The organism is Streptomyces caniferus (genome assembly GCF_009811555.1).
GTDB classification, from domain to species: Bacteria; Actinomycetota; Actinomycetes; order Streptomycetales; family Streptomycetaceae; genus Streptomyces; species Streptomyces caniferus.
In genome coordinates this window covers 1,472,242-1,486,716 of sequence record NZ_BLIN01000003.1, presented here as the reverse complement: position 1 = coordinate 1,486,716, position 14,475 = coordinate 1,472,242, and the positions used below count along the sequence as shown (strand labels likewise).

At 73.2% G+C, this 14,475-nt stretch carries 15 protein-coding genes and 1 pseudogene; 9 read left to right on the top strand and 7 right to left on the bottom strand.

The genetic code is table 11. The features are described from left to right. Positions 1–171 precede the first annotated feature (171 nt). Positions 172–1,953, top strand: a complete 1,782-nt coding sequence (locus tag Scani_RS15105; RefSeq protein ID WP_159476046.1) for a CocE/NonD family hydrolase — start codon at positions 172–174, stop codon at positions 1,951–1,953. A gap of 117 nt (positions 1,954–2,070) precedes the next feature. Here the strand turns inward: Scani_RS15105 and Scani_RS15100 are convergent, their stop codons facing one another. From Scani_RS15100 to Scani_RS15090, 3 genes are all read right to left on the bottom strand, one after another. Then, a complete protein-coding gene (locus tag Scani_RS15100) occupies positions 2,071–2,265 on the bottom strand; it encodes a ferredoxin (protein WP_159475162.1) in 195 nt (64 codons plus the stop codon). Positions 2,266–2,300: 35 nt separating this feature from the next. After that, a complete protein-coding gene (locus tag Scani_RS15095; protein ID WP_159475158.1) occupies positions 2,301–3,488 on the bottom strand; it encodes a cytochrome P450 in 1,188 nt (395 codons plus the stop codon). Between the two features lie 145 nt (positions 3,489–3,633). Continuing rightward, positions 3,634–4,272: a TetR/AcrR family transcriptional regulator gene (locus tag Scani_RS15090; protein WP_159476043.1), complete on the bottom strand. Its 639-nt coding sequence runs from the start codon at positions 4,270–4,272 to the stop codon at positions 3,634–3,636. A gap of 45 nt (positions 4,273–4,317) precedes the next feature. On the opposite strand from Scani_RS15090, the gene Scani_RS15085 reads away from it, so the two are divergent. The 4 genes and pseudogenes from Scani_RS15085 (at position 4,318) to Scani_RS15070 (ending at position 6,903) form a co-directional block, all read left to right on the top strand. After that, positions 4,318–5,214: a DUF2867 domain-containing protein gene (locus Scani_RS15085; RefSeq protein WP_159475156.1), complete on the top strand. Its 897-nt coding sequence runs from the start codon at positions 4,318–4,320 to the stop codon at positions 5,212–5,214. Positions 5,215–5,267: 53 nt separating this feature from the next. Further along, positions 5,268–5,831, top strand: a pseudogene (locus Scani_RS15080) (CoA transferase); the annotation flags it as partial. Positions 5,832–5,963: 132 nt separating this feature from the next. After that, entirely contained in the window at positions 5,964–6,515 is a 552-nt protein-coding gene (locus Scani_RS15075) for a GNAT family N-acetyltransferase (protein WP_159475154.1), read from the top strand. 13 nt (positions 6,516–6,528) lie between these two features. Further along, positions 6,529–6,903 (top strand): glyoxalase superfamily protein, encoded by a 375-nt coding sequence (locus tag Scani_RS15070; protein WP_159475151.1) that lies wholly within the window; start codon positions 6,529–6,531, stop codon positions 6,901–6,903. 95 nt (positions 6,904–6,998) lie between these two features. Here the strand turns inward: Scani_RS15070 and Scani_RS15065 are convergent, their stop codons facing one another. Further along, positions 6,999–7,319, bottom strand: a complete 321-nt coding sequence (locus Scani_RS15065; protein ID WP_159475147.1) for a hypothetical protein — start codon at positions 7,317–7,319, stop codon at positions 6,999–7,001. A gap of 62 nt (positions 7,320–7,381) precedes the next feature. Beyond that, a complete protein-coding gene (locus Scani_RS15060; RefSeq protein WP_159475144.1) occupies positions 7,382–7,717 on the bottom strand; it encodes a DUF6204 family protein in 336 nt (111 codons plus the stop codon). Positions 7,718–7,825: 108 nt separating this feature from the next. On the opposite strand from Scani_RS15060, the gene Scani_RS15055 reads away from it, so the two are divergent. Next, positions 7,826–8,731, top strand: coding sequence for an arginase family protein (locus Scani_RS15055; RefSeq protein ID WP_159475141.1), 906 nt, complete (start codon positions 7,826–7,828; stop codon positions 8,729–8,731). 108 nt (positions 8,732–8,839) lie between these two features. Next, complete coding sequence (locus Scani_RS15050; protein WP_159475138.1) at positions 8,840–10,867, top strand: DUF5107 domain-containing protein; 2,028 nt, start codon at positions 8,840–8,842, stop codon at positions 10,865–10,867. Positions 10,868–10,939: 72 nt separating this feature from the next. Here the strand turns inward: Scani_RS15050 and Scani_RS15045 are convergent, their stop codons facing one another. Continuing rightward, positions 10,940–12,268 carry an aldehyde dehydrogenase family protein gene (locus tag Scani_RS15045; protein WP_159475135.1) on the bottom strand — a complete coding sequence of 443 codons (1,329 nt, stop codon included), beginning with the start codon at positions 12,266–12,268 and terminating at the stop codon, positions 10,940–10,942. A 62-nt stretch (positions 12,269–12,330) separates the two neighbouring features. On the opposite strand from Scani_RS15045, the gene Scani_RS15040 reads away from it, so the two are divergent. Both Scani_RS15040 and Scani_RS15035 read left to right on the top strand, forming a co-directional pair. Beyond that, positions 12,331–12,987, top strand: coding sequence for a TetR/AcrR family transcriptional regulator (locus tag Scani_RS15040; RefSeq protein WP_159475132.1), 657 nt, complete (start codon positions 12,331–12,333; stop codon positions 12,985–12,987). Positions 12,988–13,107: 120 nt separating this feature from the next. Then, complete coding sequence (locus Scani_RS15035) at positions 13,108–14,031, top strand: NADP-dependent oxidoreductase (RefSeq protein ID WP_159475129.1); 924 nt, start codon at positions 13,108–13,110, stop codon at positions 14,029–14,031. 53 nt (positions 14,032–14,084) lie between these two features. Here Scani_RS15035 and Scani_RS15030 read toward each other — a convergent pair whose 3' ends face one another. Then, positions 14,085–14,456, bottom strand: coding sequence for a VOC family protein (locus Scani_RS15030; protein ID WP_159475126.1), 372 nt, complete (start codon positions 14,454–14,456; stop codon positions 14,085–14,087). Between the last annotated feature and the right edge of the window lie 19 nt (positions 14,457–14,475).

Genomic DNA, 14,475 nt, shown 5'->3' with positions numbered 1-14,475 from the left:
GCCCGGCGGACGCCGCTGAACGCACGTCCGAACGGCGACGCACGTCAGGGCCGTTGACTTCCCATTACGCCTGTCGCAGCATGAGCGCGCCGATACCGACTGGTTGGTACGACGTGTGTGGAGGTCTTCGTGCGCAGCGTGTCCCGACGCGGGTTCCGCCCCGTACTCCGGATGTCCCTCGCCCTGCTGGCCGGCCCGGCCCTCGTCGCCCCGCTCGCCCTGACCGCCCCCGCGGTCGCCGCCGCCGACCCGTACACCGTCACCGCGCTGAAGGTCACCGTCCGGGCCGGGGACCGCAGGTGCACCCTCGACACGGACGTCTACCGCCCGACGGGTGCGGACGCCGCCCACCCGGCGCCCGCCGTGCTGACCACCAACGGTTTCGGCGGCGACAAGGCGGACGGGTCCACCGACGCCCTCGCCAAGGCCTTCGCCGCCCGCGGCTATGTGGCGCTGGCCTACTCCGGGCTCGGCTTCGGCAGGACCGGCTGTCCGATCTCCCTCGACGACCCCCGGATCGACGGCAGGGCGGCGAGCGGGCTGGTCGACCTGCTGGCCGGGGCCCGTACGGCCGACAACGGGACGCGTATCGACTATGTCGCCAAGGACGGAGCGCGCGATCCGCGGGTCGGCATGATCGGCGGGTCGTACGGCGGGGCGATCCAGCTGGCCACCGCCGCCGTCGACCACCGGGTCGACGCACTGGTCCCGCTCATCACCTGGAACGACCTCTCCTACTCCCTCGACCCCAACAACGCGGACCGTACGAGGGGCGTCGGCGGGCCGCTGCCCGGTGCGTACAAGTGGCAGTGGACGAACGGGTTCTTCCTGATCGGCGAGGCGCAGGGGCTGCTGCACCCGAACCTCGACCCGTCGCGGACCGGCGGCGCCGGCTGCCTGCACTTCGTCGCGCGGGCCTGCGACACCAAGCGGCTGCTGGATTCCGGCAGCTACCCGGAAGCGCGGACCCGTGAGGTGCTCGCCTACGCGCGCAGCGTCTCCCCGGTGTCGTACCTGGCGTCGGTCAAGACGCCGACGCTGCTCGTCCAGGGCGAGGACGACACCCTGTTCAACCTCAACGAGGCCGCCGCCACCTACCGGACGCTGGCCGCACAGGGCACCCCGGTGAAGATGATCTGGCAGTCCTGGGGCCACAGTGGCGGGATGAGGAAACCGGCCCGGGGCGAACTCGCCCTGGCCCGGGGAAACTTGGACACCAGCTATGTCGGACGCCGGATCCTTGCGTGGTTCGACCGGTATCTGCGGCATCGGACGGCGACCGGCACCGGACCGGCCTTCGCGTACTACCGGGACTGGGTGGCCGGCGGGCCGGCCTACGCCACCTCGTCCGTCTTCCCGGCGGGCGGCAGCCGGCGGCTGTACCTCTCCGGGGACGGCACACTCGTCGGCCGCCGGGGCGAGGTGGTGCGCGGCAGCCGGGCGTACCGCAATCTGCGGACGGCCACCAGTCACTCCGAGAGTTCGCTGGCCGGGCTGCTCGGCCTGCCGGACGCGGCGCCGTACGACGCCAGGGGCACCTATCTGGACTGGACCTCGAAGCCGGTGGCGGGCGGGCCGGTGGAGGTGGTGGGGGCTCCCAGGGTGACGCTGAGGGTCTCCTCGCCGCAGGCCGGGCGGGCGCAGCGCTCCTCGGACGCGGCCGACCGGCTGGTGCTCTTCGCCAAGCTCTACGACGTCGCGCCGGACGGCCAAAAGACCCTGGTGCACCGGTTGGTGGCCCCGGCCCGGGTGCCCGATGCGACCCGGAGGTTCACGGTGGAACTCCCGGCCATCGTGCACCGCTACGAGCCGGGGCACCGACTGCGCTTCGTCCTCGCCGCGAGCGATGACGCCTATGCGGGCAACCGAGGGGTGAAGCCGGTGACGGTCAGCAGTACGCCCGCGGAGGCAGGGGTGCTCGAACTGCCCGTCACGCAGGGGGTGTTGCGGTAGCGGATGGGGTGGATGCCGTAGGGACAAGAAGGAGGGCGGAACGGGCCGGGCGCGCCGTGGGCGCCGGGCGTCGACCGGGAGCCGCGCGTCAGCCGGGCCGTCCGCGAGGGTGGTGGCTCAGTCGTCCGTGACCGAAATGGCCTGCACGGGGCAGGCGCGGGCGGCCTCGCGCACCAGCGGGTCGCCCGCGCCGTCCTCGCGGCCGGGCAGCAGGGCGCTGAAACCGTCGTCGTCCTGGGTGAAGACTCCCGGCGCGGTCAGGGCGCACTGGCCGGCGCCGATGCAGATGTCGGTGTCGATGGTGATCCGCATCCCGGACCCCTTTCGTTCGTCTGCCGTCATGGCTGCTACCAGGCCAGCGGCAGTTCGATCATTCCTTGCAGGGTGTCGCCCGGCTTGAAGCGCACCTCGGCCGCCGGAACGGCCAGGCGCAGATCGGGGATCCGGGCGAACAGCGAGCGCAGTGCGATCTCCATTTCCGCGCGGGCGAGGTTCTGGCCCAGGCACTGGTGGATCCCGAAGCCGAACGCCACGTGGTGGCGGGCGGTGCGGTCGAGGTCCAGCTCGTCCGGCGCCGGGTAGGTGGTCTCGTCCCGGTTGATCACCGAGGTGGGGAACAGGACGCCGTCGTCGGCGCGGATGAGCTGCCCGCCGATCTCGATGTCCTCCGTCGCCACCCGCAGCATGCCGTCCGCGATGGACAGGAACCGCAGCAGCTCCTCGACGGCGGCCGGCATCAGGCTCTCCTCGGCCTTCAGCTGCGCCAGCTGTTCGGGGTGTTCGAGCAGCGTGAAGGTGCCGAGCGAGATCATGTTGGCGGTGGTCTCATGGCCGGCCACCAGCAGGATCATGGCGAGCCGGACCAGGTCCTCGTGGGCGAGGTCGCCGGTCCGCAGCCGGTCCTCGATCAGTTCGTCGAGCAGTCCGTCGCCCGGTTTCTTCTCCTTGTGGGCGATCAGCTCGGTGAAGTAGTCCTCCAGCTTGATCCGGGCGTCCTCCGCCTCCTCGGCCGTACGGCTGCGCAGGAGGCGGCTGGACTCGCCCTCGAAGAATGCGTGGTCGGAGTACGGGACGCCGAGCAGCGAGCAGATCACCATCGAGGGGACCGGCAGCGCGAACGCGGAGACCAGCTCGGCGGGCGGGCCCTCGGCCAGCATCCGGTCGAGCAGATCGTCGACGATCCGGTGGATGTCCGGCCGCAGTGCGGCGACCCGTTTCACGCTGAAGCTGGGGATCAGCATCCGGCGCTGGGTGTTGTGCTCCGGGTCGTCGACCCCGATCAGCGGGGTCCTGACCTGGCGGATCGCCGCGAAGCGCGCGAACGGCATCGGGAAGGCGGGGTTCTGCCGGTCGGCGGAGAGCCGCTGGTCGCTCAGCAGCGTCCGCGCCGCGCCGTGGCCGGTTACGGCCCATATCTTTCGGCCGTCGTAGAGCGTGACATGGGTCAGTGGTCCGGTCTCCCGCAGCGGCTGGTAGCCGGCGGGCGGATGGTAAGGACAGGTGCGGTCCTGGAAGTAGGGGATGGCTTCGGTCACGGAATTCCTCCCGTACGAGGAGCTCGATCGGGTCGAGCCGCTCGGGTGTGAGATGTCCCTGCTCAAGCGCGTCGTTTTCGCCGCGCTGATCTCACCTCATGCCTCGGATGCCGGGCACGTCTACGCGCAGTTCGGCCAACTTCGTTCAGGTTCGCTCATTTTCGGAACCGTCACCTCCGTTCAGCGGCCGTACGAGGGTCTCGACCACCGCGTCCACGTAGCGGTCGCGCGCGGCACCGGCCGGCAGGCTCTGCGGGACGGCGTGCCCGAGCTGGGTGTGCCCGAGGTAGGCGGTGTAGGCCAGCAGGCCGCGGCTTCGGGCCTCCTCCTCGGGAAAGCCCATGTCCGTGAAGAGCGCGGCGATATAGCCGAGGCGCCGGGTGGTCACCCGGGCGAGCGCGGCGGCCACCCCCGGATGGGCGGCGCTCGCCAGCAGTGAGGCGTCCCGTGGGTCCGCGGCGGACCAGTTCGTGGCCCGCAGGAGCAGCCGGCGCAGCCGCTCGCCGGGGTCGGGCTCGGCCTCCACCTCGGTGATCACGGCCTCCGTGCCGACCTCCTCCCAGCGCTCCAGAGCGGCCTCGATCAGCGCGTTCCGGTTGGTGAAGTGCCAGTAGAAGCTGCCCTTGGTGGTGCCCAGCCGGGCGGCCAGCGGCTCCACGGCCACCGCGGCGAGCCCGCCCTCGCCCATGGCTGTCAGGGCGGCGTCGGCCCAGTCCTTTGCGGTCAGCCGCTGTCGTGCGCCGCCGTCGCGGGGTGCCTTCGCCTGTTGTGATGCCATGTCCATACGGTACCGTACGGTCATACATACGCCACCGTATGGAGGTGCCCTGTGCGTGCCATCCGCGAGGTCCACAGCCGTGAGGTCCGCGCCCCGGCCGAGACCGTCGGTGCCCTGCTCGACCGGCTCGGCCGGGGCGAGGACGATCCGCTCTTCCCCACGCCCGCCTGGCCGCCGATGCGCTTCGACCGCCCGCTGGGCGTCGGCGCCGACGGCGGGCACGCCTTCGTCCGCTACCGCGTCTCCGCCTACGAGCCGGGCCGCCGCGTCCGCTTCGACTTCACCGCCGGACAGGCCGGCTGGCACGAGTTCGGCGTACGGCCCGTGGGGCCCGACAGCTGCCGGGTGGAACACGTCCTGGAGAGCCGGCCGTCGCCCGTCGTGGCCCTGACGTGGCTGCTGGGGATCCGCCTCGTGCACGGCGCCGTCGTGGAGGAGGCCTTCGACAACATCGAGCGGGCCGCCACCGGCCGCCCCCTGACCCCGGCCCGCCGCTCCGCCCGCGTACGCCTGCTCAGCCGGCTGCTCTGGGACCGGCCCCGGGCCGTCCCTCTTCCCGCCACGGCCCGCCTGGCGCACGACGCGTTCCCGCGAACGGACTTCCAGGACGCCTGGCAGATGGAACTGCGGCCCGGCATGCCGCAGGAACCGGAGGCCTGGCAGGGCGTGCTGGGCCGGTCGGGCTTCCCCGTCCTCGGGCGCACGCAGGACGAGATCCTGCTCGGCGAGGACGCCCGCCACCTGGACTTCCGCGCCTCGGTGCAGGTCGCGGACGGCCGGGTCACGCTGGGCACGGTCGTCCGCATCCACCGCACGACCGGCCGCCTCTACTTCGCCGTCGTCCGCCGCTTCCACCCCTTCCTCGCCCGCGCGATGCTGCGCCGCTGCCACCGCCGGCTGGCGCTCGCCGCACCGAGCGCGGGGGAGCGGGAGGCGGCGCGGGCGTGATCCGGGCCCGTGCCAGACTGCTGCCATGGGGGACCGACGCGGCGGTGCGCAGGGTGGTGGCCCGGCTCTCCGCCTGGGGCGACGACGGGCCGTGGGGCGGCCGGCGCGGCTTCGACAGCCTGGTCCAGGTGGCCACCGGCATCGCCGCCGTCGAGGCGGACGCGGGCTCGGCGTCCGAGGACTCACCGGAGAGCAGCGGCGGAGCGCGGCCCGGCGGCACACCCGGCGCCCTCCCCGCCCAGGCGCTCGACCACGGCACCGGCTACCTGCTGGCCGCCGCGGTGCTCCGCGCCCTGACCGAACAGTCCCGGACGGGCGGCTCCTTCCTCGCCACCCTCGCCCTCGCCCGCACCGCGCGGTGGCTGCTGGACGACCTGACGGACGACGGCGAGCGGCCCAGTGGACCGGAGCGACCCGGGCCGCGACCGGAGACGTCCGGACCACGACCGGAGACGCCCGGCGCCGGTGCCTACGACCCCGCGCGCCACCTCGGGGAAACCGACAGCACCCTCGGCCGGCTCCGCCACGCCCTCCCGCCCGTCTCCTTCGACGGCGCCCCGGCCACCTGGACGACCCCACCCGGCCGCTGCGGCACGGATGCGCCGGTGTGGCGGTAAGGGCGGCGGGCTGTTGCCCAAGCCGGGCGCAACCACGGGCCGACGGCCACCTGCCGGTGTGGCGGCAGACGCGGGCTTCCGCACTCCCGCAAACCGCTGGCCCGCCGTCCGCGCCCTCCGTACGATCCTCCGGTGACGACCAACGACCGCTACCTCGCACGTGGCCCACGGGTGGGCATCCGGCACTTCACCGCCGCCGACCGGGACGAGTTCACCGCGCTGGCGCGGGAGAGCGTGGAGCTGCACCGGCCCTGGCTCTTCCCGCCGGCCGAGGACGGTGCCTACGACGCCTATCTGCACAGGCTCCAGGAGCCGGAGCGTGCGGGCTTCCTGATCTGCGAGCTCGCCGACGGCCGGATCGCCGGCTACCTCACGATCAACAACATCGTGCACGGCGCTTTCCGCTGCGGTGCGATCGGCTACGGGGCCTTCGCGCACGCCGCCGGGCGGGGACTGATGGGCGAGGGGCTGCGGCTCGTCCTGCGCCATGCCTTCGGGGCGATGGGGCTGCACCGGCTGGAGGTCAACGTCCAGCCGACCAACGAGCGGTCGATCGCCCTGGTCAGACGGGCCGGGTTCCGACTGGAGGGGTTCTCCCCGGACTTCCTCTTCATCGACGGCGCCTGGCGCGACCACGAGCGCTGGGCGATCACCGCGGAGATGGTCGGCGGGGAAGCGGTGTGATTCCCTGTCCGCCATGGACATCGTCTTCCACCGCACCGTGCCGGTCTTCCGGATCTTCGACGTGGCCAAGGCCCATGAGTTCTACGTCGACTACCTCGGCTGCACGGTCGACTGGGAGCACCGCTTCGAGCCCGGTATGCCGCTCTACACGCAGGTCTCGCGCGGTGGCCTCGTGCTGCATCTGTCGGAGCACCACGGCGATGCGACCCCCGGCTCCACGGTCTGCACGGAGCTGAGCGGGGTGCGCGCGCTCCACGCCGAACTGGCCGGCAAGGGCTATCCGTATCTGCGTCCCGGTCTGGAGCAGGACGAGACCGGGACCTCGCTCACCCTGACCGACCCGTTCGGGAACCGGCTGCGCTTCAACGAGTCGGCCGACGACGCGTAGGGCGTGTCCGGGGGCGGGCGGACGGCCCGCGACCGCTTCGCCCCCGTGGCGCGACGCCGCGCATCCGGCTCCGAACAGCATCTTCCCGCCAGACGCTAGCCATTTTCCCGGCCTGGCAGCGGTGCGCCGTCCAGGAAGGCGTGATAGGCATCGGCGGCGTCCGACTCGACCTCGGGGGCGGAGGGGCCATAGCGGGTGTCGGTACGGTCCCGCTTCGGACCGGAGACCCAGAACTCCTCGCCGGTCTCAGCGTCGTAGAAGTTCGCATCGAACATCCCCTCTCCCCGGCGCAGTGTCCGCCCGTGGAAGTACGCGGTGCTCCAGGTCTTGGAGAAGTTCACCCAGCCGATCCAAGAAGGCCCCCGGTCGATGTCGTAACCCGTCTTCAGCTGCACAAATGTGATGCGTCGAGGCATACGCCCAGAGTCGCAGAGACCCCGTGGAACCGCATCTACGTCCAGCACTTTCACCACAGGCCCTAGCGGGACTTGTGATTGATCTTCATGGTGTCCATGTCGGTGACCGTGGACCGCAGTTCCCTGAAGCCGAGGCCGGCGGCCTTCAGCGCGCGCTCCGCCTTGTCCTCGGCGAGCGCGGCCGCCATCTCCTCACCGTCCGCCGCATCCGAGACGATGACGAAGCGGTAGCTGAAGCAGTGCAGCGCCCTGTCGTACGCCAGCGCTCCCTCGGGCGTGAACTGCATGTGTGCCAGACCGTGGTGGTCCACGTCGGCGAGCAGTCCGGCGCGGGACTGCGGTGTGAGGCCGTCCCACTTGCCGCGGACGATGACTCGGTAGGTGTGCTGGGTCGCCATGGGGCCGTCTTCCGTTCTGCCGTGCGCCGTTGGGCCGAGCGGACAGGCTATGTCGGCCGGTCTTCCGAGGCCTCCACATTTTCCGTGCGCATGTGTGACCATCCCGGTATGCGCCGGACCGTACTCATCGATGCCCCCTCCAACCTGGGACTGCGGCCGCCCGCGCCGGGCACCGTCCCCGGCTGCTACAAGCTCGCGGGCGCCCTGCGCGAACAGGGGCTGCTGCGCCGGCTGGGCGCGCTGGAGGGCGGTGTGGTGGTGCCGCCCCGCTACGACCTGGGGGAGTGGCGGGAGGGCGACGGGGACTTCAACGCCGCCGCCCTGGCCGCCTATACGGGCAAGCTCGCCCCGCGCGTCGAGGAGCACGTCCGCAGCGGCGACTTCCCGGTGGTGCTGGGCGGGGACTGCAGCATTCTGCTCGGGGTGGTGCTCGCGCTGCGGCGGCTGGGGCGGTACGGCGTGGCCTACCTCGACGGCCACGGCGACTTCCGGCACCCGGGCAATGTCGCGGTGTCCGGTCCGCTCGGTGCCGCGGCCGGCGAGGGGCTGGCGCAGATCACCGGGCGCGGGCAGGCGGATCTCACCGACATCGAGGGGCGGCGGCCGTACGTCCGCGACGAGGATCTGCGCGCACTGGGCCTGCGCGACGCGGACGAGGACCAGGCGGAGCTGACCGCCCTCGGCATCGGCCACGTCCCGGTCGGCGAGATCCGGCGGCGCGGTCCGGAGGCGGTGGCCCGCGACGTCCTCACCCACTTCGCGCACCCGCCGCTCGACGGCTTCTGGATCCATCTCGACGCGGACGTCCTCGACCCGTCCGTCATGCCGGCCGTCGACAGCCCCGACCCGGGCGGCCTGCTCACCGGCGAACTCCGCGCGCTGATGGCCCCGTTGGCCGCATCGCCGCGCTGTGTCGGCATCGACGTCACCATCTACGACCCGGACCGCGACCCCGAAGGGACCGGCGCCGCGCTGCTCGCCGGCCTCCTTGAGGACCTCTTTGCGCAACCCTGACCTCCCCCGGCGGCAAGACGCCCTGTGCAGACCGGCGGGCACGCGGTTCCATGGTCAACAGGAGGCCGCCGCAGCCGGGGTGGCCCGGTCCAGCATTGCGAGGCAGCCGTGGTCACGAGAGTGCGACGCACCACCCTGACCCTCCCCACCGCCCCCCTCGGCCCCGACAACCCCCTCCCCGCGCTGCGCGACGGCCAGGACGGGCACCGCATCGAGATCCCCCGGGACGCCGGGCTGCCCGCCGACATGGCACGGCAGATCGGCCGTGCGCCGCTGCGCTCGATCCTGCCGACCCGGATGCGCGACGGCTACGGCCGCACCCGCCGAGCCGTCGACCACGAGGCGCTGGTCATCGAGAACGACCGGCTGCGCGCCACCGTCCTGCCCGGCCTCGGCGGCCGGGTGCACTCCCTGCACCACAAGCCCACCGGCCGTGAACTGCTCTACCGCAACCCGGTGTGCCAGCCCGCGGCCTTCGCCCTCAACGGCGCCTGGTTCTCCGGCGGCATCGAATGGAACATCGGCGCGCCCGGCCACACCACCCTCTCCTGTGACCCACTGCACGCCGCCCGTGTCCCGGCGCCGGACGGCGGCGAGATGCTGCGGCTGTGGGAGTGGGAACGGCTGCGCGACCTGGCCTTCCAGGTGGACCTGTGGCTGCCCGACGGCTCCGACTTCCTCCACGTGGGCGTCCGGATCCGCAATCCGCACCACCGCACGGTCCCCGTCTACTGGTGGTCCAACACCGCCGTTCCCGAAGGAGAGCGCACCCGGGTCCTGGCCCCCGCCGACGAGGCCTGGCACTTCGGCTACGAACGGAGCCTGCGCCGCGTCCCGGTCCCCGACGCCGACGGCGTCGACCGGACCTACCCGCTGCGCAGCGAGTTCCCCGCCGACTACTTCTACGAGGTGCCCGACGGCGCCCGCCGGTGGATCGCCTCCCTCGACGCCGACGGCCGCGGCCTGGTGCAGACCTCCACCGACACCCTGCGCGGCCGCAAGCTCTTCCTGTGGGGCGCGGGCCGGGGCGGGCGGCGCTGGCAGCAGTGGCTCACCGAGCCGGGCACCGGCGGCTACGCCGAGATCCAGGCAGGTCTGGCCCGTACCCAACTGGAGCACGTACCGCTGGACGCCGGTGGGGAGTTCACCTGGCTGGAGGCGTACGGGCCGCTGGCCGCCGATCCCGCGACGGTGCACGGCGCGGACTGGGGCGCGGCCCGCGAAGAGGCCGCGGCCCGGCTGCAGGCCGCCCTGCCCCGGGCGGACGTCGACGCCGCGTACGAGGCCTGGCTGCCCTGTGCCGACCAGGAACCGAAGGAGTCGCTGGCCACCGGCTCCGGCTGGGGCGCGCTGGAGTCCGCCCGCGCGGGCCTGGACCTGCCCGGTACGCCGTTCTCCGCGGCCACGCTGGGCGCGGAACAGGAGCCCTGGCTGACGCTGCTGCGCACCGGGGAGCTGCCGGCTGAGCGCCCCGTACCCGGAGCGGCGCTCGTCGCGCCGGCCTGGCGCGATCTGCTGGAGTCGGCCCGGTCGGGCCCGGCCACCGACTACCACCTGGGGCTCGCCCAATGGCACGCCGGCGACCGCGCCCAGGCCGTCCGCAGCTGGGAGCGTGCGCTCGGGCACGGGGCCGGTGCTCTGCCCCTGTACTGCCTGGCCGTTGCCGAATCGGTGGCGGGCGAGACGGGGCGGGCCGCCGACCGCTATCGGGAGGCCTGCGACGAAGCGGCGCGGGCGGCGGCGGAAGGGGGACCGCCCGCCGGGGACTGGCGGCCGGTGCTGCCCGCCCTCGCCCGGGAGACGGTGCCCGCGCTGCTCGCGGCCGGCCGTACCGACGAGGCGGCGGACCTGCTGGCGGACCTGCCGTGGGCCGATCCGGCCGACGGCCGCTTCCGGCTGCTGACCGCTCAGGTGCTGCTCGCCCAGGGGCGGCCGGCCGCGGCCCGGGAGATCTTCGACGCCGGCTTCGAGATCGCCGTGCTGCGGGAGGGCGACGAGGTGCTCGCCGACACCTGGTACGCGATCGCCGAGCGGCTGGTCGCCGGCGACGGGCCGGTCACCGAGCAGGTCCGCGCCCGGGCCAGGGCGGAGCATCCGCTCCCGGAGCGGTACGACTACCGGATGCGGCCGGTGTAGCCGCCGGTCCCGCGGGCGGTACCCGGCCCGGGGCTGCACCGGGCCCGCGGGCGCCACCGGTGCAGCCCGCGGTCACCCCAGCGGCTTGTCGAGCACCGCCTTGCTGTGGCTGAAGGTGTCGAAGGAGTACTCGCCGTGGTAGCGCCCCGTCCCGCTCTCGCCGACCCCGCCGAACGGCAGGCCGGGCGCGGTGAGATGGGCGACCGGCAGCCCGAAGGTGAGCGCGCCCGAGGAGGTCTCGGTCAGCAGCCGGTGCTTGGTGGCCTCGGAGGCGGTGAACGCATAGAGCGCCAGCGGCTTGTCGCGCCCGTTGACGAAGGCGATCGCCGCGTCCAGGTCGGGCACCGGCACGATCGGCAGGATCGGGCCGAAGATCTCCTCCTGCATCACCGGTGCGTCGGGGGCGACATCGGCGAGGACGGTGGGCGCGAGGTAGCGCGTGACGCGGTCGTGCGCGCCGCCGACGACCGTGCGGCCGCTGCCGAGAAGGGCGGTGAGCCGGTCGAAGTGCCGCTCGTTGACGATCCGTCCGTACTCGCCGGCGCCGGACGGATCGGCTCCGTAGACCTCGTGCACCGCCTCGGCGAGGTGCGGCTCGACGGCACGGGCGGTGTCGCCGATCGCCAGGACGTAGTCGGGCGCCACACACGTCTGGCCGGCGTTGAGGAACTTGCCGGTCACGATCCGCCGGGCCGCCGCTGCCAGATCCGTGCCGGGGTCGAGGACGACCGGGCTCTTGCCGCCCAACTCCAGGGTGACGGGAGTGAGATGGCGCGCGGCGGCCGCCATGACGATCCGGCCGACGGTCCCGTTGCCGGTGTAGAAGATGTGGTCGAAGCGCTCGGCCAGCAGGGCGGTGGTCTCCGGTACGGCGCCCTCGACGACGGCCACCGCCTCGCCGTCCAGGTAGCGCGGCAGCAGCCGGGCGAGGGCGGCCGAGGTCGCGGGGGCGAGTTCGCTCGGCTTGACGACGGCGCAGTTGCCCGCGGCCAGCGCGCCGACCAGCGGGGTGAGCGCGAGTTGCAGCGGATAGTTCCAGGGTGCGATCACCAGCACGACGCCGAGCGGCTCGCGGACCACCTGGGCGGTCGCCGGGAGCAGCCGGTCGGGCAGCTCGGCGGGCCGGGGCGCCAGCCACTCGTCGAGGCGGGCCAGGGTGTGGTCGATCTCGTGGAGGGTGAACCCGATCTCGGTGCGGTACGCCTCCTCGGGGCCCTTGCCGAGGTCGGCGGCGAGCGCGCCGAGCAGCTCGTCGCTGTGGCCGGTGAGCAGGCTGCGCAGGGCGGTCAGCTGGTCGCGCCGCCAGTCCGGGGTGGTGGTGCGGCGGGTGGCGAAGGTGCGGCGGAGCCGGTCGGCGACGGCGGCGGCGTCCAGGTCTGTGGTGAGGGTCTGCGGTGCCATGGCGGCGAGGCTACATGAAACGAAAACATTCCGTTTCGTAAGTCTGCCGGTAGACTCCCGGCGTGGCCGAACGCACCGAGAGCAACCAGCCCGCAGCCGCCGAGCCGCAGCCCGCCCGTGGCCGGCCGCGGGACGCCGGACGCGACCGGGCGCTGCTGGAGGCCACCGTGGCGGTCCTCCAGGAGAGCGGCTACGGCCGTCTGACCACCGCGGCCGTCGCCAAGCGGGCCGGGGTGTCCACCGCGACCCTCTACCGCCGCTGGCGCTCCAAGGAGGACCTGGTCGTGGGCACCGCCGTCCGCTGGGCGAGCGACCTCGGCCCCCAGCCGGACACCGGCAGCCTCGAAGGCGACCTGGCCACCCTGCTGCGGGACAAGGCCGAAACCCTGGAGGGCCCCGGCGGCCGGCTGCTGCACGTCCTGATCGGCGAGGCCGCGCACAACGAGGCGCTGGCCCGCGTCCTGGACACCGCGATCATCCAGCCGGTGCGCGACCGCGCCGCCGCCGTGGTGCGCCGCGCGGTCGCCCGCGGCGACATCCCCCCGCTCCAGGACGCGCATGTGCTGGCCGACCTGGTCGTCGGCTCGATGGTCAGCCGCCTCTTCCTGACCCCCGACGCGGCACACCCGGGCCCGGCGGACGGCCCCTCGTCCGGCGAGGCGGCAATCCGCGAACTCCTCCCGTTCCTGCTGCGCGCGGTCGGGGCGCAGCCCGGCTGACCGGCAGGACCGGCGCCCGTCGGTGCACCGCTCGCCGCCCGCGCCGCAGTCCCGTACGCCATTTCGGTGACCGTTCGCGCCCATGGAATGATCGCCGGCCGTCACGCGTTGTGGCGGATCATGAAGGCAATCATCGCAAAGAGCTACGGCGGCCCCGAGGTCCTCGAATACACCGACCGGCCCGATCCGAAGGTGGGCCCGGACTCCTTCCTGATCCGGGTCAAGGCGATCGGGGTCAACCCGGTGGACTGGAAGATCGTCGCGGGCTATCTGGACCCGATGATGGACGGTCACTTCCCGCTCGTTCCCGGATGGGACGTGGCGGGTGTGGTCGAGGCGGTCGGCGCGGACGCCACCGAGTACGCGGTCGGCGACGAGGTCATCGGCTATGTCCGCAAGGACGAGGTGCAGCACGGCACCTACGCCCAGCTGGTCGCCGCGCCGGTCAGGACCCTGGCCCGCAAGCCCGCCGCGCTCAGCTGGCAGCAGGCCGCCGGGCTCCCGCTCGCCGGGCTGACGGCCTATCAGTCGCTCCGGCGGGTCGGCGGGAAGGCGGGCGAGACGGTCCTGGTGCACGCCGCGGCGGGCGGAGTCGGTTCGCTCGCCGTCCAGATCGCAGTGGCGCAGGGGGCCCGGGTCATCGGCACGGCCAGCGAGCGCAACCACGACTTCCTGCGGTCCCTGGGCGCCGAGCCGGTGACGTACGGTGACGGTCTCGCCGACCGGGTGCGGGCGCTGGCGCCCGAAGGCGTCGACGCGGCCGTGGACTTCGTCGGCGGTGGCGTCGTCGACGTCTCGCAGGAGCTGCTCAAGGACCGCGGCCGGGTGGCGTCCATCGCCGACGGCGAGGTCACGGACAAGGGCGGCCACATGGTGTGGGTGCGCCCGGACACCGCCGACCTGACCGCGCTCGGCGCCCTCGCGGACGCCGGGAAGCTGACCGTGCCGGTCGAGGTGGTCCTCCCGCTCGCCGAGGCCGCCGAGGCGTTCCGGCGGAGCATGGCCGGGCGGACCCGCGGCAAGATCGTCCTCGAGGTGGCCTGACGGCGGTCGACGGCCACCGGTGAGCACGGCGGGAGGCCCCAGGGCGTGTCTCCCTAGGCGACGCCCTGGGCCTCCCCGTCCTGCTTCCGGTCCACGTACTCGAAGACCGAACCGTCCGGGTGACGGGCCACCAGATTGCGGCCGATCGGCGTCGGCAGGGGGCCGGCGATGATGTCCGCGCCGACGGCCGTCAGATCGGCCACCGCGTCGTCGACATCCTTGACCGCGATGGTCGCCGTGATCTTCCGCAGTACCGACAGCTCCGCCTCGGGGCCGCTCATCAGGAAGAAGGGCCCGACGGCCGCGACCGCCACCCCGCCGCGCTGGAAGCGGATCGCCTCGGCGTTGGTCAGTCGTTCGTAGACGCCGATCGCCGCATCGAGATCGCCGACGCACACCCGCAATGAGGTCCCCAGAATGTCCATACGGACAACCCTAGTTGGG